Annotated in this window: 16 protein-coding genes; 6 read left to right on the forward strand and 10 right to left on the reverse strand. The window is 60.2% G+C overall.

Going from position 1 to position 23,286, the window contains the following annotated elements; genetic code table 11:
* Positions 1 to 67 precede the first annotated feature (67 nt).
* The 4 genes from FIV08_RS14785 to FIV08_RS14800 are packed head-to-tail and all read left to right on the forward strand — an operon-like array spanning position 68 to position 3,829.
* Complete coding sequence (locus FIV08_RS14785) at positions 68 to 757, forward strand: DUF3348 family protein (protein ID WP_152438890.1); 690 nt, start codon at positions 68 to 70, stop codon at positions 755 to 757.
* The gene (locus FIV08_RS14790; RefSeq protein WP_152438891.1) at positions 754 to 2,553 is read left to right on the forward strand and encodes a DUF802 domain-containing protein; all 1,800 of its coding nucleotides are present in this window, start codon (positions 754 to 756) and stop codon (positions 2,551 to 2,553) included. The genes FIV08_RS14785 and FIV08_RS14790 overlap by 4 nt, the downstream gene beginning before the upstream one ends.
* Complete coding sequence (locus tag FIV08_RS14795) at positions 2,553 to 3,209, forward strand: OmpA family protein (protein WP_152438892.1); 657 nt, start codon at positions 2,553 to 2,555, stop codon at positions 3,207 to 3,209. The genes FIV08_RS14790 and FIV08_RS14795 overlap by 1 nt, the downstream gene beginning before the upstream one ends.
* Positions 3,206 to 3,829 carry a DUF2894 domain-containing protein gene (locus tag FIV08_RS14800; protein ID WP_228715431.1) on the forward strand — a complete coding sequence of 208 codons (624 nt, stop codon included), beginning with the start codon at positions 3,206 to 3,208 and terminating at the stop codon, positions 3,827 to 3,829. Before FIV08_RS14795 ends, FIV08_RS14800 begins: the two co-directional genes overlap by 4 nt.
* 38 nt (positions 3,830 to 3,867) lie before the next feature.
* On the opposite strand, the gene FIV08_RS14805 is transcribed toward FIV08_RS14800, so the two are convergent.
* From FIV08_RS14805 to FIV08_RS14830, 6 genes are all read right to left on the reverse strand, one after another.
* On the reverse strand, positions 3,868 to 4,821 hold the full coding sequence (locus FIV08_RS14805; RefSeq protein ID WP_152438893.1) for a transglutaminase family protein: 954 nt from the start codon (positions 4,819 to 4,821) through the stop codon (positions 3,868 to 3,870).
* Between the two features lie 10 nt (positions 4,822 to 4,831).
* A complete protein-coding gene (locus FIV08_RS14810; RefSeq protein ID WP_152438894.1) occupies positions 4,832 to 7,336 on the reverse strand; it encodes a circularly permuted type 2 ATP-grasp protein in 2,505 nt (834 codons plus the stop codon).
* Between the two features lie 89 nt (positions 7,337 to 7,425).
* Positions 7,426 to 10,743, reverse strand: coding sequence for a DUF2126 domain-containing protein (locus FIV08_RS14815; RefSeq protein ID WP_152438895.1), 3,318 nt, complete (start codon positions 10,741 to 10,743; stop codon positions 7,426 to 7,428).
* 35 nt (positions 10,744 to 10,778) lie between these two features.
* Complete coding sequence (locus FIV08_RS14820) at positions 10,779 to 11,717, reverse strand: alpha-E domain-containing protein (RefSeq protein WP_152438896.1); 939 nt, start codon at positions 11,715 to 11,717, stop codon at positions 10,779 to 10,781.
* 1 nt (position 11,718) lies between these two features.
* Complete coding sequence (locus tag FIV08_RS14825) at positions 11,719 to 13,179, reverse strand: circularly permuted type 2 ATP-grasp protein (protein WP_152438897.1); 1,461 nt, start codon at positions 13,177 to 13,179, stop codon at positions 11,719 to 11,721.
* A gap of 14 nt (positions 13,180 to 13,193) precedes the next feature.
* Positions 13,194 to 14,255, reverse strand: coding sequence for a zinc-binding metallopeptidase family protein (locus FIV08_RS14830; RefSeq protein ID WP_152438898.1), 1,062 nt, complete (start codon positions 14,253 to 14,255; stop codon positions 13,194 to 13,196).
* Positions 14,256 to 14,478: 223 nt separating this feature from the next.
* On the opposite strand from FIV08_RS14830, the gene FIV08_RS14835 reads away from it, so the two are divergent.
* Complete coding sequence (locus tag FIV08_RS14835) at positions 14,479 to 16,056, forward strand: Re/Si-specific NAD(P)(+) transhydrogenase subunit alpha (RefSeq protein WP_152438899.1); 1,578 nt, start codon at positions 14,479 to 14,481, stop codon at positions 16,054 to 16,056.
* A gap of 12 nt (positions 16,057 to 16,068) precedes the next feature.
* Positions 16,069 to 17,460 carry a Re/Si-specific NAD(P)(+) transhydrogenase subunit beta gene (gene pntB, locus FIV08_RS14840; protein WP_152438900.1) on the forward strand — a complete coding sequence of 464 codons (1,392 nt, stop codon included), beginning with the start codon at positions 16,069 to 16,071 and terminating at the stop codon, positions 17,458 to 17,460.
* A gap of 84 nt (positions 17,461 to 17,544) precedes the next feature.
* Here pntB and fba read toward each other — a convergent pair whose 3' ends face one another.
* From fba to tkt, 4 genes are all read right to left on the reverse strand, one after another.
* A complete protein-coding gene (gene fba, locus FIV08_RS14845; RefSeq protein WP_138435297.1) occupies positions 17,545 to 18,609 on the reverse strand; it encodes a class II fructose-bisphosphate aldolase in 1,065 nt (354 codons plus the stop codon).
* A gap of 302 nt (positions 18,610 to 18,911) precedes the next feature.
* Complete coding sequence (locus tag FIV08_RS14850) at positions 18,912 to 20,072, reverse strand: phosphoglycerate kinase (RefSeq protein WP_152438901.1); 1,161 nt, start codon at positions 20,070 to 20,072, stop codon at positions 18,912 to 18,914.
* 120 nt (positions 20,073 to 20,192) lie between these two features.
* Entirely contained in the window at positions 20,193 to 21,224 is a 1,032-nt protein-coding gene (gene gap, locus FIV08_RS14855; protein ID WP_152438902.1) for a type I glyceraldehyde-3-phosphate dehydrogenase, read from the reverse strand.
* Positions 21,224 to 23,224 carry a transketolase gene (tkt, locus tag FIV08_RS14860; protein WP_152438903.1) on the reverse strand — a complete coding sequence of 667 codons (2,001 nt, stop codon included), beginning with the start codon at positions 23,222 to 23,224 and terminating at the stop codon, positions 21,224 to 21,226. The genes gap and tkt overlap by 1 nt, the downstream gene beginning before the upstream one ends.
* Positions 23,225 to 23,286 lie beyond the last annotated feature (62 nt).

A 23,286-nucleotide genomic window follows, 5' to 3' on the forward strand; every position in this document is an offset into this window, starting at 1 on the left:
CCTTAGCCAGTAGAATAACGCGCTTTGACGTTAGTCCGATCTGAACACGGAGTGAGACACCGAACGGATGCCGAACCAGCCTCAGGCGCAAACAGGCCACCCATCCAAACTGCTCGCACAGCTCGCCCATCTGGGCGCAGCTGCGACTACTGACGCCCTGCCCTGTTTTGCAGAGCGCCTGAGCCGGCTGTTTGGCCTGGGCGACACCATGACCCTGGATGCCGCCACCGCCTACCGCGCCCGGCAGCCGGGCGAGGTGCAAGGTGCGGTGGTCGATAAGCTGACCGACGAACTGACCACCACCCGCCGGGCACTGGTCCGCCGCGTTCACACCTGGGCGGATGAACTTGAGTTTGAAGGCGAGCCGGAATGTGAACCGGTGTTAAGTTCCTGGCTGGCATTACAGCGCAAGATCGCGGCCAATAGCCGCCAGTTTAGGGATAAAGTACGCAAATCCATGAAAGATCAGGGCCAGACCCTGGCCCGCCTGGCTGAGCTGGACGCGGTGTTCGATCACACCATGGCCGGCTACACCGGCCAGTGTTTTTCCACGGTATCCCAGGTGCTGGAGCAACGATTCCGGGCCTTACAGACATCCGATGAACACCCCCAAACATCAGGCCAGGCATCTCACGACTGGTTCCACCGTTACTGCGAGGAAGCGCAGGCCTTGTTACTCGCTGAACTGGACGTTCGGCTGGAACCGGTGCTGGGTTTGCTTGAAGCCTGCCACGATGAGGTTAATAACACCCCATGAGTAAACTGTTCTTTACCCTGGCGTTCGCCATCGGCGTTGCTGTCGTGAGCTGGATTGGTGCCGGCTTTATTGGTTCTGACCTGCTGGCGCTGGCGTTCACCGGTCTGATTGGTGCGGTGTATTGCCTGGGGTTTGGCGAGCTGGTGAACTTTCGCCGGCAAACCCGGCAGTTGGCCGGGCAAGTTAGCCAGTTGCCGGAAAGCCAGGACCAGGTTTCCCGTTGGCTGAACACGTTGCCCCAGCCGCTTCAATACCCAGCGCAACGTCGCATCGAAGGCCACGCCGCTGCCCTGCCCGGACCGCAGATCACCCCCTACCTGACCGGCCTGCTGGTGATGCTGGGCCTTCTGGGCACCTTTGCCGGCATGATCGTGACCCTGGGCGGTGCCGCCTCGGCCCTGGATAACAGCACCGAACTCAGCGCCATCCGCAGTGCGCTGGCCGCCCCCATCGCCGGGTTGAGCCTGGCATTTGGCACCTCCATTGCCGGTGTAGCCGCCTCCGCCATGCTGGGATTGGCCTCTACCCTGAGTCGCCGGGACCGTGCACAGGCATCCCGCACACTGGATACGGCCTTACGGGAAAAACTGCACCACCTGTCTGCCGACCACCAGCGCCAGCAGGCGTTCCAGGCTCTGGAAACCCAGGCGCAAGCCTTGCCGCAGATGGCCTCCGCCATGGAACGTATGACCGCGCGCATGGAGCAGCTCGGCCAGCAACTGGAACAGTCTCTGACCCGTAACCAGCAGGAGTTCCACAACACGGTCGGCAGCCACTACCAGACCCTGGCTGATTCCGTTGCCAATTCCCTGAAAACCGCATTGGATGACAGCACGAAGCAGGCAGCAGAGCGGGTTGAGCCTATCGTCATCCATGCCATGGAGCAGCTACAAAGCAATGCCCAGTCCCTGCAGAAGAGCTGGACGGATGATGCCCGCCAGCAACTGGCCGAACTGGCCGCCGGTTTTCAGAAAACCACCACCGACGCGGGCGAGCACTGGCAGCAGAACCTGGAAAAATACCAGGAGCACTTCAGCAACAACACTGCGGAGCTGGTCGACAACCAGAAAGCCGGCATCGAGCAGTTGGTCGCCACCATTAGCCAACAGCTCTCTGAACTCAGGGAGCAGGAAGCCGGTCGCGCTGACGCCTCTGCGGCACGTATGGAGAGCCTTGAAGCGACGGTGACCAAACATCTGTCAGAGCTGGGAACCGCGCTGGAAGCCCCCATGACCCGCCTGATTGAAACCGCCTCGGAAACCCCGAAGGCGGCGGCCGAAGTCATTCGGCAATTACAGTCGGAGATCGCCCGCAACAGTGAACGGGAAAATGAGCTTCTGGAAGAACGTCAGCGGTTGGTCCAACAACTCGACAGCCTGCTGGAAAACCAACGCAGCACAGCCGACAGCCAGCGGGATGCGGTAGCTTCGCTGATCAGTGGCGCCGGCGACACGCTGACCGGCATCAGCGAACGCTTCAACACCCTGATCCAGGAACAGAGCCAACAACTGGGCAAGCTGGGCGACGACATTACCGGCAGCAGCCAGGAAGTCGGTGCCCTGAGCGATGCTTTCGCACAAGCCATCGAGCTGTTCAGCCAGTCCAACCAGCAGGTAGTCGCCAGCCTGGCGGATATCCAGAAAGCGCTGGATAACGCCGGCACCCGGCACGATGAGCAGCTGGCCTATTATGTAGCGCAGGCACGGGAAGTGATCGACCTGAGCGTTAGCGCCCAGAAAGATGTGATTGATGCCGCTGCGGCCCTGCGCCGGGCTGAGCCCAGCGAGGCCGGCTAATGGAACAGCTGGAAGGCGGCGAACAGCAATCGGCACCGGTCTGGGCCATTTTCTCAGACCTCATGGCGGCGCTGGTGGGTATTCTGGCGCTGATCCTGGTGTGGGTGATCGGCATTCAACTGGAACTCAGCCAGTCCCTAGCCCAGGAAATCGAGAAGCGGGAAGCGGAAGAGCAGCGTCGAATTGCCCTGGAGCAGGCCCTGGAAGACCCGCTCACCAAGGGCCTGGTCACCTTTCGGGATGGCCGCATCGGCATCAGCGGCAACGTGCTGTTTGAGCTGAACTCGGACCAACTGCAGGCCGAAGGTGAAGAGATTCTGGAATCGCTGATTCGGCCCCTGCAAACCTACCTGGAGCAGCATGATGAGCTGCTGATGGTGAGCGGTTTCACCGACGACCTGCCCATGCATCCCGGCAACCGTTACCAGGATAACTGGGGCCTGTCGGCCCAGCGGGCACTCACCGTCACCCGCTCACTTACGGAACTGGGCCTGCCCAACGACCGGGTATTCGCCGCCGCCTTCGGGCCTCACCACCCGGCGGTGCCCAACACGGATGCCGAATCAAGAGCCCAGAACCGCCGAGTGGAAATCAGTACCGTCCCCCGGGCACCTTCGGCGGCCACGGAACCCGAAACCGGGGCAAACAACGGATGATGAACCAAGCCTCCAGCCCTTCATTGCTTGATAACCTGAGACGGCAAGGCGCAGACCGCTTTGACCCTGTCCGCTTTCGTTATCTGGAGTCCTTTGAACGGCGGCTGCGCGCGAACGGACTCCAGCAGGGAGGACACTGGCGGAAGCTCGAACAGGCCATCTCCGATTATCAGGCCAGGTTAGAAGGTGCCGAGCAGCCCAGGCAGGCACCAGCTGCCCCTGAGCCATCCCCCATTTCATTCCTGCTGGACAGGCTGAATCAAACCACGGAGACACCGGCCGAAGCGCCGAGATCAACGCTGGAACAAAGGGTGTTCGGGGAGACTTCAGAGCTGGAGCAAACGCGCACGACATCAAGCTCCAACAGCCCACAACCCCTGAGGGCGATGATCAGAGCAAGGGCGGATCAGGGCACTCAGGCCCTGCAGGAGCGCATCCGCCACGGGATCGAGAGCACCCCGAAAGAGGCGGGGCCGATGAATGCACACCGGCTGGTTAGCCGCGCGCTAAAAGAAATGCAGACGCTGTCCCCGGAGTATCTGGACCGGTTTGCCCGTTATACCGATACGCTGCTGGCGTTGGAGCGGCTGGCCAAAAGAGGGTTGGAGAAGAACCTCTGATGTAGCGAGACTCAAGTAGGGATGAAACCGCCATCCGCTCAAGGGGAGATTTCTTCCAGATAAGTTTCGCCATCCGAGTATAGCGACGCAAATTCCTCCTCTGGGACAACGGTCACCGCAATCTCCGGCTCATGGTCGCCACCGCCCAGCAGCACGCCCCGCATCGGTGTGGTATCGGAGAAGTCCCGGCCCCAGCCGAGGGTGATATGCTCCAGATCTGGCCTCAATGCATTGGTTGGGTCCAGCTCCAGCCAGCCGAAATCCGGCACGAACACGGCCACCCAGGCATGGGTCGCATCCGCGCCAACCAGCCGCTCTTTGCCTTCTGGCGGATGTGTCAGGATATAGCCGCTCATGTAACGGGCGGCCAGACCCACCGATCGCAGGCAGGCAATCATGATGTGGGAGAAATCCTGGCAGACTCCGCGACGGGCCTTGAATGCCTGCTCTACCGGTGTAGAGGTTTCCGTGGCCGTTGCATCGAAGTGGAAGTCGCGATGAATCATCCGCATCAGCGCGTCCGCTGCCTCCACCAGAGGTCTGCCTGGAAGAAACGCCTCGCGGGCATAGGCGGCGTACTGGGAGTCGATGGGCACATTGGTGGAGACAAACCGGAAGGCCGTGGCCTGGAGGTGGTCTGACGAGAATTTCCTGTCCGCACTGTACCGCAGGCTGTCACGCACGGTTTCCCAGGAGATTTTTGCAGCAGCTGCTGAAGGTTTCGGCCGTTTGCGCAGTTCCACCCAGAATTCGCTGATGATCTCCAGGTACTCGTGATCGGCGGTGAAATGAATCTTGGTAATCTGGTTTCCGAAGCAATCGAGGAAAGAACGCCTTGCAGACGGCTCCGGCGAGATAGCCAGATGGTGCTCAAGGTTCTTCTGCCAGGGCAGCGCCCGCGGCGTAAGCCTCAGCAAATGGTGGGACTCCCCCACCACCTGATCGTACTGGTACAGGGTCTCATGACGCACATGGTAACGGACAAATGTCACGATAGAGGCCTCAATCCGGTTTCATACGGCGGTCGGAATACCGGGTGTGAATGAAATACTGCCGCTGGATCTCATCCGATACACGATAGGCCTCAGACCGGATGTCACACAAGAGCTCTGCCAGGGCTTCGCACGCTTTGTCTGGACGTTTGCGTTCAAACGGATGCAAATCAAGCCCCTGCAGCCGCTGCAGCGATTCGTTCAGGTCCGGGGGAAACAGTTGCCCGGTTTTCCGGCCCATTTCCGGCAGGTCCTTGTGCAGCTGTCGCAGCTGGAACATCACCGAATGGGGATTACTCGCGTCGACCACGAGGGTATGAAGTACACCCAGAAGCTCCGGTGTGCGGCGGTATCGGGTGCGGTAGGTGACCTCCGAATTGGCCACTTCCAGCAGCCACTCCAGCATGGCGTGGCGGCTGAACCGGTCGCTGAACAATGGCACGCAGATCAGGGTACAGAGATTAGCCAGCCGCTCAAGACGCCGACCAATCACCAGGAACACCCAGCTGGCGTCCCGGGTGATATCATCCATGGCAAAGCCGGCCAGGGAGATACAGTCCAGCAACACCAGATTCAACGCCCGGATCGACTGGTCCGGCGTGGTTGGCGCCGGGCTCAGGGGTTTGCCTACCCGATTGAGCGTATGCCAGTTGTCGGAAGACAGGCGGTCACGGACCTGACTGGCGTTGAACAACAGGGCCTGAAGAATGGAGGCAATAGACCCCGGTGACGTGGGATCGCTGACCGCCCTGAGCAATAGGTCCGGCAGCGGCGTCGGCACTGCGTCCTCCTCGGGTTCCGGCAGCGTCCCGAACTGTTCGGCCGCCTGTTGCAGCCCGAGCAGCGCTTCCTCACTGGCCTGGTCGTGGCCCGACAGCCTGTTGAACGCCGCCCGCAATAAACGGGCGGTACCCTCGGCCCGCTCCGAATGGCGGCCCATCCAGAACAGGTTTTCTCCAACCCGAGAGGGCGTGTCCCGCTCGCCGTCCAGCAGGTCAGATACCTGCAACCGTTTTTTGATCAATGATTTGGAAGGTGCGGTGTAACGCGCCTGTACCCAGGTATCCTTCGACAGACCACCGCGCTGCATGGAGATAACCTCCACCCCTTCGTCCATGGCTACGCGAGTCAGCCCGCCGGGCATAACACGCCATCCGGAGGGTGTGGCCGCCGCGAACAGCCGAAGACCGATGGAGCGGGTTACCAGCGGTTGTTCCCGTTCGCCCTTCCAGACCGGCGCCTGGGAAAGGTGGACCAGTTCCTGCCCTACGAAGGCATGGGGATGGGCATGCATCTTCTTGATCAGGGCATCACGCTCCGCGCCCTTCACCTGATAGCCAAACACAGGTTCCATTCGCATGCTCGCGAACGCCGGTTTGATCACCAGTTCGTCCAGGTGCTCGATCACATAGTCCAGGGCCGGTTTCTCACCACACCACCAGGATGCCACCGACGGCATCTGCAATGACGCGCCCAGCAGTTTCTTCGAGATCTCCGGCAGGAAACCGAACAGCGCGGCACTCTCCAGTACACCGGAGCCCAACGCATTCGCCATCAGCACCTTGCCTGCACGCACCGCACCCAGCAGGCCGGGAATGCCAAGTACGGAATCAGCCCGTAGTTCCAGGGGATCACAGAAGCCATCGTCCAGCCGGCGATAAATGGCGTGTACCCGCCGCAGGCCCTGGAGCGTTTTCAGGTAGACCGTGTCATCACGGACGGTCAGATCCTGGCCTTCAACCAGGGGCAAGCCCAGGTAACGGGCCAGGAACACGTGTTCGAAATAGGTTTCGTTGAACCGGCCGGGGGTCAACAGCACGCAAAGCGGCGATTCGGTGCCGGCCGGCGACATGTTTGCCAGACTGTTTTGGAAACCCTGGAAGAACTCCGCAAGATTGGTTACCGGCAGGTTGTGGAAGGGCGCCGGGAAAGACCGGGAAATCACCAGCCGATTCTGCAGGGCGTAGCCCGCTCCCGAGGGCGCCTGGGTTCGGTCCGCCATCACCCACCAACCGCCATCCGGCGCCCGGGCCAGATCCACGGCGTATAAATGCAGGAAACGACCTCCGGCGGGTTGAATGCCCTGACAGGGCCACTGGAAACCCGCTTGGCCATAGACCAGGGCCGGCGGTAAGAGACCTTCCTTCAACAGCGATTGCTCGCCGTAAAGGTCAGCCAGAACGCTGTCCAGGAGCTCCGCACGCTGGGCTACAGCTTTCGAGAGCCATTGCCACTCATCGGCGCCCAGGACCAGCGGCAGCAGATCCACTTCCCAGGGCCGGGTATCACCACGGGGATCTTCGTAGACGTTATAGGTTACGCCATCTTCGGCAATGGCATTGGAAACCGCCTGGGCCCTGATGTTGAGACTGTCGACTGACTCTAGGTTGAGCTGCTGTAACAATGGCCGCCAATGAGACTGCGGCCCGGAACCGATGGCACCAAGCTCATCAAACCGATCCGGCACCGGATGGTACTGGCGGAGGATGTCCGTTACTGCGCGCTGTTTCGCCACCTTGAATTCAGGCTCCGTTAATCATTGAGCTGGAAGCATAGCCGCTTTATGCGCTCCGGAGCCAGCCTCAAACCACGCGTCCAGGCATCTTATTTGTGATATCGCAGATCCAGGGTAAACGGGAACTCCCGATGCTCCGGGACCGGCCGGAGGGGTTGTTGGCCCGAGCTGTGTCCAATCCTGAAGAAGCGTGCCATACGCCGGCCTTCGGCCTCGAACGAGTTCACCGGCAGAGTCTCGAAATTCCGGCCACCGGGATGGGTCACGTGATATTCACACCCGCCCAAGCTGCGTTCGTTCCAGGTATCGACGATATCAAACACCAGCGGCCCATCCACCCCAATGGTCGGGTGCATGCACTGCGACGGCTGCCAGGCCCGGTAACGGACACCAGCGACCGATTCACCCACCATGCCGGTAGGCTGAAGTGGCAGAGGCACCTGATTGCAGGTGATCTGGTAACGATCCGGGGCAGCGCCACGGACCTTCACCTGCAAACGCTCGAGGGAAGAATCCACGTAGCGAGCCGTGCCGCCAATGGCACCATGCTCCCCGGTTACGTGCCAGGGCTCCAGGGCCGAACGCAGCTCAAGGGTGATCCCTTTGACCTTGTAATCGCCGATCCGGGGGAACCGGAACTCAAAATGGGGCGCGAACCACTCGCTCTCAAGCGGGTAGCCCTGCGACTTCATGTCATTGATGACGTCCTCGAAGTCCTGCCAGACATAATGCGGCAGCAGGAACCGGTCGTGCAGCTCGGTACCCCAGCGCACCAGCCCGCTGGGCTTGTAGGGCTGCTCCCAGAATCGGGCCACCAGCGCCCGCAAGAGCAATTGCTGGGTCAGGCTCATGCGTGCATGGGGCGGCATCTCGAAGGCCCGCAATTCCAGCAACCCATGGCGCCCACCGGGGCCGTCCGGGGAATAGAGCTTGTCGATACAGAACTCGGCCCTGTGGGTATTGCCGGTCACATCCGTGAGCAGGTCCCGGAGCAATCGGTCCACCACCCAGGGCGCGACTTTTTTGCCCATTGGGCAAAGCCGGTCCATCTCCTTGAACGCCAGCTCCATTTCGAACACATGGTCGTTGCGGGCTTCATCAATCCGCGGCGCCTGGGAACTGGGGCCGATAAACAGGCCGGAAAACAGGTAGGACAGGCTGGGATGGTTATGCCAGTAGCTGATCAGGCTGCGCAGCAGATCCGGACGCCGCAGGAACGGGGAATCCTCGGCCTTCTGCGACCCCAGCACAAAATGGTTGCCGCCACCGGTGCCGGTATGACGGCCGTCCATCATGAATTTCTCGGAGGTGAGCCGGCACTCGTAGGCGTCCGCGTAAAGTGTCTCGGTCTGTTCAACCAGCTCATCCCAGGTGCGAACCGGCTGCACATTCACTTCGATTACACCCGGGTCCGGAGTGATGCGAAAATGACTCAATCGGTGATCCGAAGGCGGCTCGTAACCCTCAAGCAGGACCGGCTGCTGCAGCTCTTTGGCGGTTTTTTCAATGGCTGATACCAGGGCCAGGTAGGGCTCCAGCTTTTCCAGCGGCGGCATAAAAATACGAAGAATGCCCTCCCGGGGCTCCACACACAGGGCTGTGCGGACCACCTCCGGGGAGGACTTCCCTTTCTCAGGCGTTTTATATTCAGTGGCCTCCGGCTCCAACCCGGGCTCTACACGCTGTCCCCGGCTGTTCCATTGCCGGATCTCCTCGCTGGCCGGCAAAGCCCCACGGGGCGCAAAGGGATCCTGCTCGTGGATCCAGGGGTAGTCGGCTTCCTCCACCCAGGGCTGGCTGTCCAGGGGCAGCCGGTGGCCCATGGGGGAGCCGCCCGGAATCAGGTAACAACGCTCACTGCGCAGGAACCAGGGGCCGGTTTCCCAGGCCTGCTCCTTTTCGGAAACACGCAGAGGCAGCACGTAGCCGACGGGCTCATCCAGCCCCCGGCTGAAAATCTGCTGAAGCTGCTTCCGCTCCAGGGCATTCTCTAGTTTGGCATCGAAAGGATCCACATTGACCGGCAGCCGTCGTTCCCGCCACAGGTAATAGAAGGCATCTTCGAAGCCCGGGAACAGCTGCTTTTCATCAACACCCAGCTCCTTGGCCAGGGCCGCCAAAAACCGGTGGGCATCTTCCGGGTTTGCCTTGCCTTCCGTGCGCTCGTCCGCCAGCCAGCGCTCGTCTCGCCAGATCGGCTCGCCGTCCTTGCGCCAGAAGCAGTTCAGGGACCAGCGGGGCAGCGGCTCGCCGGGATACCACTTACCCTGCCCGAAGTGCACCAGCCCGCCGGCACCGTAGCGGTCTCGCATCCGGTGGTAGAGCTCGATGGCCTTCTTGCGCTTGGTGGGGCCCATGGCCTCGGTGTTCCACTCCGGTTCGTCCCGGTCGTGGTTCGCCACGAACGTGGGTTCACCGCCCTGGGTCAGGCGCACATCGAGCTCGGTCAGACGCTGGTCCACGTCATGACCCAGCCCCACGATGCGTTGCCACTGGGCCTCGGTGTAGGGTTTGGTCACCCGCGGCGCTTCCCAGATGCGCTGGACGCTCATCTGGTGCTCGAATTCGACCTCGCAATCTTCCACCATGCCGGTAATGGGCGCCGCCGAGGATGGATCCGGGCTGCAGGCCAGGGGAATATGCCCTTCGCCGGCAAACAGGCCAGACGTGGGATCCAGCCCCACCCAACCGGCGCCCGGCAGAAAGACTTCGCACCAGGCGTGCAGATCGGTGAAGTCTTCCTCGGCGCCCGAAGGGCCATCCAGGGCTTTCTGGTCGGCCTTGAGCTGAATCAGGTAACCGGACACGAACCGCGCCGCCAGCCCCAGATGCCGAAGCGTCTGAACCAGCAACCAGGTGGAATCCCGGCAGGATCCGGAGCCTTTTTTCAGGGTCTCTTCCGGGGTCTGGACGCCCGGCTCCATGCGGATCAGGTAGTCGATCCGATCGGCAACACGCTGATTCACACCCACCAGGAAATCTACGCTCGGAGTTTCCTTCCGATCTATGGTGGTCATCCACTTACGGAATTCCGGTGTTTCCGGCAGTTTCTGCAGATACGGTGCAAGCTCCGCCGTCTGCCATTCCTCATAGTCGAACGGAATGGTCTCTGCCCGGGGCTCCAGGAAGAAATCGAACGGGTTGATCACAGCCATCTCGGCAACCAGGTCCACCGTGATTTTCAGCTCGTTGGTTTTTTCCGGGAACACCAGACGGGCCAGATAATTGGCCTGTGGGTCCTGTTGCCAGTTCAGGAAGTAACCTTCCGGCTCAACCTTCAGTGAGTAACTCAGAATGCGGGTTCGCGCGTGCGGGCAGGGTCGCAGACGGACAATCTGAGGCCCCAGGGTGATGGGGCGCTCGTAGCGATAGTGGGTGGTATGACTCAGGGCAACGTGAATCGACATGAAACCTATCTCGCAGGCGAATTATATTAGGAGTTTCAGGCTGTCTCGTAGACAGGAAACCAGGTCTCTGCAATGTCTTCGTGTAGCTCGCCGATCTCCAACTGCAGGTTTTCCAGGAACAGGATTCCTTCATCCTTACGGATCAGAGCATCCACATCGGCTTCCCGAGTGTGGCGTACCGCCTGCAGTGCCGTGCGTAACGGAATCTCATTCCTTGGCAAACGACCGAGAGCACTGGCCACCTCGCTGAGACTGTGCAGCACCGATCGCGGGAACGGCTCGTTCTGCAGCAGAAAACGAATAACGTGGGGCCCGTTCACCTTGCGCCGGACGTTATGACGGTACATTTGGAAGGCACTCTGATAACGCAGCACGCTGGTCCACAGCAGCCCTCCATAGGTGTCAGTACCGTCCCAACCATCCAGGAACTGCAGAGCGCCCACTTCAATCTGCCGGGTCGCCATGTCCGCCCGCTCCAGATTGCGACCGACCCGGATAAAATCATATCCGGAATCGTGACTCATACAGCCGGCCAGCAGGCCATTGAGCATCTGGCAGCGCCCCACAATCTCATTCAGGAATTCGTACCTCGCACGTTTACCGACACCTTGGTCTATATGCTCCTGGACATACCGGTAAAGCTCGTTGATCACCTCCCAGGCATCGGTCGGCACCTGATCCCGAGTCGTTCGGACATTCTCCCGGGCGGCCTTGATGCAGGACGCTATGGAGCTGGGGTTATAACCATCCGCCATCAGAAACTTCACGCAGTTTCGTTCATCAGCTTTCTGATGGTGCTGATCAAACAACGCGCCCATGCCCGTCACCGCCACCAGCCCTTTCCAGGACAGTTGGGTTTCCCGAGGCATATCCAGCGCCAGGGAATTGAAGGCCATGATCATCCGGGCGTTGTTCTCGGCCCGCTCAAGGTATCTGGCCATCCAGTACAGTCGTTCCGCTACACGTGACAGCACATCAGTTCTCCTCGTCCACGATCCAGGTATCCTTGCTTCCTCCGCCCTGGGAAGAATTCACCACCAGGGAGCCTTTGCGCATCGCCACCCGTGTAAGCCCTCCGGCCGTTACGTATGTTCTTACGCCCTGCAGTACAAAGGGCCGTAGGTCCAGGTGCCGGGGCGCCAGGCCCTCATCACACAGGGTTGGGGCCACAGACAGGCTCAGTGTGGGTTGCGCGATGTAGTTGCGTGGGTTCTTCTTGATCAAGCGGGCAAACTCGGCGCGCTGTTTCTTGGTGGAGTGCGGCCCCACCAGCATGCCGTAGCCGCCGGACTCGTTCGCCGGTTTCACCACCAGCTCGTCGAGGTGTTCGAGCACATACTCCTGGTCCTGCTTATTCACACACATATAGGTGGGCACGTTCGGGATGATCGGCTCCTCATCCAGGTAGTAGCGGATCATGTCCGGCACAAAGGCGTAAATGACCTTGTCGTCGGCCACACCGGCACCGGGCGCATTGGCCAGGCCAACCTTGCCATTGCGCCAGGCCCGCATCAGGCCTGGCACTCCGAGCGTGGAATCCGCCCGGAACTCCTCCGGGTCCAGGAAATCGTCATCAATGCGCCGGTAGATCACATCCACACGTTCCAGCCCCTCGACCGTTCGCATATAAACACAGTCGTCTTCGCCAACCACCAGGTCAGCCCCCTCCACCAGCTCCGCGCCCATGCGCTGGGCCAGGAAGGAGTGCTCGAAATAGGCGGAGTTGAAAATGCCCGGCGTGAGCACCGCAATCTTCGGGTGATCCTGGGGCCGGGGCGAGATTGAAGCCAGCATGTCGAAAAGCTGGTTGGTGTAGTCATCCACCGGCAGGATGCTGGTGTTGTCGAACAGCTCCGGGAACACCCGTTTGGTCAACTGCCGGTTCTCCAGCATGTAGGAGACGCCCGAGGGAACCCGCAGGTTATCCTCAAGAACATACACTTTGCCGTCTTTATCCCGCACCAGGTCAGATCCGCAGATATGGGCCCATACCCCCAATGGCGGCGTAAAACCCCGGCATTGCTCGCGGAAGTTCTTGGAGTTGGCGAACACGTACTTGGGGATCACCTTGTCCTTGACGATGTTCTGGTCGTTGTAGATGTCGTTGATGAACATGTTGAGGGCCGTCAGGCGCTGCGCAAGACCCTGCTCGATGGTTTCCCACTCGCGGAGCGAGATCACCCGGGGAATGATGTCAAAAGGCCAGGCCCGGTCAATATTCTCGCCCTCACTGTAGATGGTGAAGCTGATCCCCGTCTCCAGTATCGCCAGTTCGGCCGCCTGCTGGCGCGCCTGAATCTCCTCGGAGTCAAGATTGCCCAGGTAGTCGGTAATCGCCGTGGCTGCGCGCCTGGGCTTCCCTTTGGCGGCGATCAGCTCATCATAGAAGTCGTTTGGGTCGTAGTTTTTCCAGTCAATCGATTTATTCTTCTTCATTTGATGTCCTTTCATTAACCACCGTGAACTATTCGGTGTACCAGGCGAAGTTTTTCCACCACCGGAGCTGCGAGCACGAAGGGGTAGGCATCGTCATGCCCCATGCTTCGGTTAAGGCTGTTGAGCGCAAGCGTCAGGGGCAACCAGTGCCTGATCAGTGCATCGAAATCGCCGGCCTGGTAGGGATCAAACTCGGGAGCCGGTTCGCTGCTCACCATGGGGCTCTGTGGAGCGTTCACCCGCATCCCGAACTGCCAGGCGGTTTCCAGTGTATCCACCATATGCAGGTAGTGTGCCCAGGTCTCCGCCCAGTCTTCCCAGGCATGACTGCTGGCATAGGCGCTGATGTACCGGCTTTGCCAGTCAATTGGCGGGCCGTACTGGTAATGCTCGTCCATCGCCTGCCTGTAGTCCCTGGTGTCATCACCAAACATTTCCCGAACTGGCCCAAGCCATGGCCCGGACCGAACCAGCAAATCCCAGTAATAATGACCGGATTCGTGACGAAAATGCCCTAAAACAGTGCGATAGGGCTCGGCCATCTGGTTACGCATCCGCTCCCGCTCCACCGGGTCTGCTTCGGCAATGTTTATGGTGATCACGCCATTTGCATGCCCGGTTGCCACCTTGGAGCGCTCGTCAAACATCGCCGGCTGATCGGCGAGAAAATCAAACGCCAGCCCGAACTGATCTTCATTCCGGGGTTCGCAGGGCAACTGGAGACGTAACACTGAATACACGAGGCGCCGCTTCTCTTTTTCCAGACGCCGCCAGAGGTCGCTGTTTTTCTGGACACTCAGGTCAGGGATGGTGCGATTCAGCCGGCAGGCAACGCAGTAGGTGTGGGGGTCGTTTTTGGGGATCAGCCAATTACAGGCCCGCTGATTCTGATAGTTGCCACACAGCCGATAGAGGTCACCACTGGCGACACTCGCCCAAGTGGCATTACCTGCTGGCTCGATTGCCAGCAAGTCCATAACATCCGGAGCGAAGCCCAGGTCCGCCTCGCATCTGGTACAACGACTGTTTTCGAAATAGAGCAGATTGGCGCATCGGCCGCAGTGAAACAGCTTCATTGGTAGGCATCCTTGGCCAACATCGGCAAGACCATGCCTTCAAGTATTGGCCATCCAGGCCAAAACGCAACTAATCCCCGGTACAGCTACGAACCCGCTCCGGATCATCAGGAAAGCCCGAGCCCTTGTTCGGGAGTAGCCAGGCGAGCGAATCTGACAACCTGCACTAGTATGTAGGTATCCAGACATCTGATTGATCGGGAAATCCGGAGGCAAACCAATAATGAAAATCGGTATCCCCAAGGAAATCTTTGAGGACGAGCGGCGGGTGGCCGCGACGCCACCCTCGGTTCACAAACTGATCGGCCTGGGTTACGACGTGGTCGTCGAAGGTGGCGCCGGCGAGGCGGCGAACTACTCCGACGCCGCCTATGAAAAAGTGGGCGCTGCCATCGCCGCTGACACCAGCATGCTGTGGAAAGAGTCTGATTTTATCCTGAAAGTCCGGGCGCCCATGGAAAACGCGGCACTGGGCAAGCACGAAGCAGACTTGATGAAAGAAGGCGCGTTTCTGGTCAGCTACCTCTGGCCGGCCCAGAATCCGGCACTGCTCGAGAAGCTGGCCGCCAGAAAAATTACATCTTTTGCCATCGATAGCCTGCCCCGCATCAGTCGCGCCCAGAAGATGGACGCGCTCAGCGCCATGGCCAACATCGCCGGCTATCGGGCGGTGATTGAGGCGGCGAACCACTTCGGGCGCTTCTTTACCGGCCAGGTCACTGCCGCGGGCAAGGTGCCACCGGCGAAAATCATGGTAATCGGTGCCGGGGTGGCGGGTCTCGCCGCGATCGGCGCCGCCAACAGCATGGGTGCAATCGTGCGGGCTTTCGACACCCGTCTGGAAGTGAAGGAACAGGTCGAGAGCATGGGGGCCGAGTTCCTGGTGCTGGACTTTGAAAACGAGGATGGCAGCGGCAGCGGCGGTTACGCCAAGCAGATGAGCGACGAGTTCATCAAGGCGGAGATGGCGCTATTTGCAGAGCAGGCGGAAGAGGTGGATATCATCATCACCACCGCCCTGATTCCCGGCAAACCGGCACCGAAGCTGATCACCGCCGACATGGTGAAATCCATGAAACCCGGCAGCGTGATCGTGGATCTGGCCTCCGAGCGGGGTGGTAACTGCGAACTCACTGAGCCCGGCAAGGTAGCCCATCATCATGGCGTCACCCTGATCGGCTACACCGACCTGCCAAGCCGGATGGCCAAGGTGGCCAGTGACCTGTATGCCACCAACCTGGTGCACCTGCTCACCGAGCTGACACCGGAAAAGAACGGCCAGCCGGTGGTGAACATGGAAGACGAAGTCATCCGTGGCCTGACGGTAGTGCACGAGGACGACATCACCTGGCCACCGCCAAAACCGGAATCGCCGGTCAGCCCCAAACCGGCACCGGGCACCGAAGAGCCTTCAGCCGAAGCAAAAGCCGCCGCCAAAAAGAAGGCCGACCGCCGCAGCGTGATCGGTAAGAGTGTGCTGTTCGTGGTCACCGCACTGGCACTCTACGGAGTCGGTGCCCACGCGCCGGAAAGCTTCCTGCAACACTTCACCGTGTTTGTGCTGGCCTGCTTCATTGGCTGGCAGGTGATATGGAACGTTACGCCTTCCCTGCATACACCCCTGATGAGCGTCACCAATGCCATCAGCGGCATCATCGTGATCGGCGCCATTCTGCATCTGGCCCAGGCGGAGAATATTGCCGTCGGGATCATGGCGTTTGTCGCGGTGCTGATTGCCAGCATCAACGTGGGCGGCGGCTTCCGGGTCACCCATCGCATGCTCAAAATGTTCCGCAAGTAGGAGACGCCCGATATGAGTACCGGACTGGTGAGCGTGGCCTACGTGGTCGCAAGTATCTGTTTCATCCTCAGCCTGGGTGGTCTCAGCCACCAGGAATCGGCACGGCGCGGTAACCTGTACGGCGTTGCCGGCATCATCATCGCGGTCGGGGCGACCCTGGCCAGCGTGGACGGCGGTATCAACGCCATTGTTATTGCGGTGCTGCTTGGTGTTGGCATTGGTATTCCCATCGCCAACAAGGTGGAAATGACCCAGATGCCGCAGCTGGTGGCTCTGCTCCACAGCTTCGTGGGTTTGGCCGCGGTGCTGGTGGGCTTTTCAGGCTACATCGAGCCGTTGATTGCCACCTCCGATACCGAGCACACCATCAAGCTGGTGGAGATATATGTGGGCATTTTCATCGGTGCCATCACCTTCACCGGCTCACTGGTGGCCTGCGGGAAACTGGACGGCCGGATCGACAGCAAGGCGCTGACCCTGCCCGGCCGGCACCTGATGAACCTGGCAGCGATCATTGTCTGCGTGTTCCTCGGGGCATGGTTCCTCGGTACCGAGAGCATGGCCCTCGGCATCGTCGCCCTCATTCTGATGACCGCCATTGCCTCAGTCCTCGGCATCCACCTGATCATGGCCATCGGCGGCGCCGACATGCCGGTGGTGGTGTCCATGCTCAACAGCTACTCCGGGTGGGCAGCCGCTTCCATCGGTTTCATGCTGGGCAACGACCTGCTGATTGTTGTGGGTGCCCTGGTGGGCAGTAGCGGTGCCATTCTCAGCTACATCATGTGCAAGGCCATGAACCGCTCGTTCATCAGCGTGATTCTTGGTGGCTTCGGCCAGACCAGCAGCAGTTCGGCGACCGCGGATGGTGACCAGACCGTGCATGAATCCAGTGTCGATGACGTCTGTGAGGAACTGCGCAACGCCCAGTCGGTGATCATCGTGCCCGGTTATGGCATGGCGGTGGCCCAGGCCCAGAATGGCGTCAGCGAAATGACCAAGATCCTTCGGGACCGGGGCGTGAACGTGCGCTTCGGCATCCACCCGGTAGCCGGCCGCCTGCCGGGGCATATGAACGTGTTACTGGCCGAGGCCCACGTGCCCTATGACATCGTGCTGGAAATGGACGAGATCAACGACGACTTCCCGGATACCGACGTGGTACTGGTGATCGGCGCCAACGACACGGTGAACCCGGCCGCCGCCGAAGACCCGGGCAGCCCGATTGCCGGCATGCCGGTGCTGGAGGTCTGGAAAGCCCACCAGGTGGTTATTCTCAAGCGGGGCATGGCCACTGGTTATTCCGGGGTGGAGAACCCGCTGTTCTTCAAGGACAACGCCCGTATGTTGTTCGGGGATGCCAAGGACAGCATCGACAAGCTGGTGGGAGGCTTGCGGGGCTGAATTGGCACAACCTGAACCATCATCGGGTGGTTTTCACCAACCCCAGAAAAAAGCCCCCGACTCGCGGGGGCTTTCTTGTGCAGCTTACTTAACCTTAGGGTCCAGCTCGCCAGCCTCATACCGCTCGAACATTTGCTCGAGGTTCAGAGGCTTGATCTTACTGGCCTGGCCGGCACAGCCGAACGCTTCGTAGCGGGCTACGCAGATATCGGTCATGGCGACCATGGTGGCCTTGAGGAATTTACGCGGGTCGAATTCGGCCGGGTTCTGGGCCATGAAACGACGAACAGCACCGGTACTGGCGAGACGCAGGTCGGTGTCGATGTTGACCTTGCGAACACCGTGCTTGATGCCTTCGACGATTTCTTCCACCGGTACACCGTAGGTTTCCGGGATCTCACCACCGAATTCGTTGATCACCTTCAGCCACTCCTGGGGTACGGAGCTTGAGCCGTGCATGACCAGGTGGGTATCTGGAATGCGCTTGTGGATGGCTTTGATTTGCTCGATGGCCAGGATGTCACCGGTCGGCGGACGGGTGAACTTGTAGGCACCGTGGCTGGTGCCGATGGCGATGGCCAGTGCATCCACGTGAGTCTTCTTGACGAAATCTGCAGCTTCTTCCGGGTCGGTCAGCATCTGGTCGTGGTCCAGGGTACCTTCTGCGCCAATGCCGTCTTCTTCACCGGCCTGGCCGGTTTCGAGGGAGCCCAGGCAGCCCAGTTCGCCTTCTACGGACACGCCACAGGCGTGGGCCATTTCGACGGTGCGGCGGGTGACGTCTACGTTGTATTCGTAGCTGGTCGGGGTTTTGCCGTCTTCACCCAGGGAGCCGTCCATCATGACGGAGCTGAAGCCGAGCTGGATGGAGCGCTGGCACACGGAGGGGCTGGTGCCGTGGTCCTGGTGCATAACCACCGGGATGTGCGGCCATTCTTCGATGGCGGCCAGGATGAGGTGGCGCAGGAACGGGGCACCGGCGTATTTGCGGGCACCGGCGGAGGCCTGGACAATCACCGGGGAGTCGGTTTTGTCGGCGGCTTCCATGATGGCGCGCATTTGTTCGAGGTTGTTTACGTTAAAGGCTGGCACACCGTAACCATGCTCGGCGGCGTGGTCCAGAAGTTGCCGCAGCGATATCAGGGCCATGGGTTGTCTCCTTCGTTGACTTTTTGAGGTTTGAATTCTGTTCGTTTCAGACTTTTGAGTCTGCTGCGGAGGGTGGGGTAGGTCTTTCGCGGAACCGCTACGAGCACCCGCGGGCGGGTCCGGCCAGCAATCATAGATTGCTGTCGTTCGGCTGCGCATGAAGCTCCGCTTCATAAACGCTTGCCTCACCCATGTGCGCTTCTCTCAGGCCATCCCTGGCCTTCGAAATTCCGCGAAAGACCTACCCCACCCTCCTTGCGATTCTGGCCCTGTGCGGGTTTCTCTCAGAATCGCTTTGTTGATTACGCTCCGCGCTCTTCCAACACGGCAACCGCCGGCAGGGTTTTGCCTTCCACGAATTCCAGGAACGCGCCGCCGCCGGTTGAGATGTAGGAGATCTTGTCAGCTATGCCGTATTTGTCAACGGCTGCGACGGTGTCGCCGCCGCCTGCCAGGGAGAAGGCGTCGCTTTCGGCGATGGCTTCAGCCAATGCTTTGGTGCCGTTGCCGAACTGGTCGAATTCGAACACGCCAACCGGGCCGTTCCACAGGATGGTTTTGGCGCTCTTGAGCAGGTTGGCGAACTGGCCAGCGGTTTCCGGGCCTACGTCGAGGATCATGTCGTCGTCGCTGACGTCGGAGATGTTCTTGACGGTTGCGGTGGCGGTTTCGGCGAATTCGCTGGCGACCACTACATCAACCGGCAGCGGGATTTCCACGCGGCTGGCGATGTCTTTGGCGGTGTCGACCAGGTCGTGTTCGCACAGGGATTTGCCGACCGGGTGGCCAGCGGCGGCCAGGAAGGTGTTGGCGATGCCGCCGCCGACGATGATCTGGTCACACACTTTTTCCAGGGCGTTGAGAACGTCCAGTTTGGTGGAAACTTTGGAGCCACCCACGATGGCAACCACTGGCTTGGCCGGGTTGTCGAGGGCTTTGCCGAGGGCTTCCAGTTCGGCCGCCAGCAGCGGGCCGGCGCAAGCTTCGTGGGCGAATTTGGCAACGCCGTGGGTAGAAGCCTGGGCGCGGTGGGCGGTGCCGAAGGCGTCCATCACGTAGACGTCGCACAGGGCGGCGTATTGTTTGGCCAGGTCTTCGTTGTCTTTCTTTTCGCCTTTGTTGAAGCGAACGTTTTCGAACAGCACCACTTCGCCGTCGGCGACTTCAACGCCGTCGAGGTAGTCTTTGATCAGGCGCACTTCCTGGCCCAGCAGTGTGCTCAGGTGCTCAGCAACCGGCTTCATGGAGGAGGCTTCGTCGTATACGCCTTCTTCCGGGCGGCCCAGGTGGGACATCAGCATGACTTTGGCGCCGGCGTCTTTGGCGGCTTGGATGGTCGGCAGCGAGGCGCGGATGCGGGCGTCGCTGGAGACTTTGCCGTTTTTGACCGGGACGTTGAGGTCTTCACGAATCAGAACCCGCTTGCCGGCGAGGTTCAGGTCAGTCATTTTTTTGATGGCCATAGTTACAGTTCCATTTCTACAGGTTAGAACGTTATTGCCACGGACGACACAGACTTGCACGGACGAGAAGATAAAAGAGCTTTGTATTTGTCCGTGTTCGTCCGCGTGGTCCGTGGCTCATCAATCAGTTTTCTCAAGCCAGACCTTGCTGACATCCAGCATCCGGTTGGCGAAGCCCCATTCGTTGTCGAACCAGCAGAGTACTTTCACCATGGTGCCGCCGGTGACTCGGGTCTGGCCGCCGTCTACCACGCCGGAATGGGCGTCGTGGTTGAAGTCGGAACTGGCCAGCAGTTCGTCGGTGTAACCGAGTATGCCTTTCAGGCCACCCTTTGCGGCGTTCTGCAATAGCTGGTTGACCGCTGTTACATCGGTGGCCTCGCGTACATTCACCACCATGTCTATAGCAGAGACATTGAGTGTTGGCACGCGCATGGCAACCGAGCTGAAGCGACCCTCCATATGGGGTAACAAACGCTCTATGCCACGGGCCAGGCCTGTATCTACCGGGACGATATTATGAAGCGCGCTGCGGGTGCGGCGCAGGTCCTGGTGGTGGTAGGCATCGATCACCGGCTGGTCGTTCATGGCGGCGTGGATAGTAGTGGTACTGCCCTGCTCTACGCCGAAGGCGTCGTCCAGTACCTTGATCACCGGTACCAGACAGTTGGTGGTGCAGGAACCCGCCGCCACAATCACATCCTCAACATTCAGCTGGTCGTCGTTGATCCCGAACACCACGGTGCGGTCGACATCGGATTCGCCAGGCTGGGAAAACAGCAGGCGTTGGGCGCCCGCCTCAATGTGTTTCTCCGCTGTGGCGCGGTCGGAGTAGGCGCCGGAGCATTCCAGCACCAGGTCTACGTCCAGCAAACGCCAGGGCAGGTCACTCGGGTCCGGGTGGCGCAGCACCCGGATGCGATCGCCATTGACCACCAGATTATCGCCATCCACCGCCACCTCACCGTGAAACCGCCCGTGGGTGGAGTCGTATTTGGTGAGATGAGCAATGGTGTCGATATCCGACAACTCGTTGATCGCGACCACCTGCAGATGGTCGCGATAGCCGTTTTCATAGAGTGCCCGCAACACGCACTGGCCTATGCGGCCGTACCCGTTGATGGCGATGCGAAACGGCGTTGAGTTGGTCATCAGGCGTCCAGGAGCTCGTCAGCCACTTCCAGGATGTTGTCGACGGTAAAGCCGAATTCCTTGAACAACTCGCCGGCCGGTGCAGACTCACCGAAGGTGGTCATGCCCACAACCCGGCCGTCCAGGCCCACATACTTGTACCAGTAGTCGGCAATGCCGGCTTCGATGGCGATGCGGTTGGTGACTTCCAGCGGCAGCACCTGTTGCTTGTACTCGGCGCTCTGGGCATCAAACACATCGGTAGACGGCATGGACACCACGCGCACGGCCTTGCCCTGCTCGCGCAGCTTGGCGGCAACGTCCTGGGCCAGGGCCACTTCAGAACCGGTGGCAATCAGGATCAGCTCCGGGGTGCCTTCGCTGTCAGACAGCACATAGCCACCCTTGGCAACGTTGGCCAGCTGCTCCGCGTCACGCTGCTGGTGCGGCAGGTTCTGACGGGAGAACACCATGGCGGTGGGGCCGTCATTGCGCTCGAGGGCGGCTTTCCAGGCTACCGCAGATTCCACGGTGTCGGCCGGGCGCCACATGCTCATGTTCGGGGTGGTGCGCAGGCTGGCCATCTGCTCGATGGGCTGGTGCGTGGGGCCGTCTTCGCCCAGACCGATGGAGTCATGGGTGAAGACAAAGATGGAGCGCTGCTTCATCAGAGCCGCCATGCGTACCGCGTTGCGGCAGTATTCCATGAAGATCAGGAAGGTGGCGCCGTAGGGGACAAAACCGCCGTGCAGGGCGATGCCGTTCATAATGGCGGCCATTCCGAACTCACGTACACCGTAATAGATGTAGTTACCGGAGGCGTCGTCTTTGGTCACGCCTTTGCAGCCAGACCAGATGGTCAGGTTGGAACCGGCCAGGTCGGCGGAGCCGCCCATCAGTTCCGGCAGCAGCGGGCCATAGGCGTTCAGGGTGTTCTGGGATGCCTTACGGGAAGCGATGGTGTCGCCCTTGTCCTGGCATTCCTGAATGTAGGCCTGAGCTTTCTCAGAGAAGTCTGCCGGCAGCTCGCCGGCCATGCGGCGCTTGAACTCAGCGGCCAGTTCCGACTCGGCTTTTTCGTAGGCGGCGAATTTCTCTTCCCACGCTTTCTGGGCAGCCGCGCCTTTTTCTTTGGCATCCCAGGCTGCGTAAATTTCAGACGGAACGTCGAACGGACCGTGCTGCCAGCCCAGCGCTTCCCGGGTCAGGGCGATTTCATCGTCACCCAGCGGGGCGCCGTGGCAATCTTCCTTGCCCTGTTTATTGGGGGAACCAAAGCCGATGATGGTTTTGCAGCAGATGATGGTGGGCTGATCGGTATTCGCGCGGGCCGCGTCGATGGCCGCACGAATGGCATCGGCATCGTGGCCATCCACATTCGGGATAACCTGCCAGCCGTAGGATTCGAAACGCTTGGGCGTGTCGTCGGTGAACCAGCCCTCTACTTCACCATCAATGGAAATGCCGTTGTCGTCGTAGAAGAACACCAGTTTACCCAGGCCCAAAGTACCGGCCAGGGAGGCGACTTCGTGGGAGATGCCTTCCATCAGGCAGCCATCGCCCAGGAAGGCGTAGGTGTAGTGATCAACAATCTCGTGGCCCGGGCGGTTGAACTGCGCCGCCAGGGATTTCTCGGCCAGCGCGAAACCAACGGCATTGGCAATGCCCTGCCCCAGCGGGCCAGTGGTGGTCTCGATGCCCGGCGTATAGCCGTATTCCGGGTGGCCCGGGGTTTTGGAGTGCAGCTGGCGGAAGTTCTTGATGTCGTCAATGGAAACGTCGTACCCACTCAGGTGCAGCAGCGAATACTGCAGCATGGAACCATGGCCGTTAGACAGCACAAAACGGTCACGGTTGGCCCACTGAGGGTTGGCCGGGTTGTGGCTGAGGTAATCGTTCCACAGTACCTCGGCGATATCCGCCATACCCATGGGCGCACCCGGGTGGCCGGACTTGGCTTTCTGAACCGCATCCATGCTCAGCGCGCGAATGGCGTTGGCGAGATCTTTACGGGACGACATTGACTATTCTCCAGTGTTTTTCAGGAAAAGAATTCAAGCTGCAAAAACTGCTTAAAAAGAAG

The sequence above is a fragment of the Marinobacter sp. THAF197a genome, from assembly GCF_009363275.1.
Lineage (GTDB): Bacteria > Pseudomonadota > Gammaproteobacteria > Pseudomonadales > Oleiphilaceae > Marinobacter.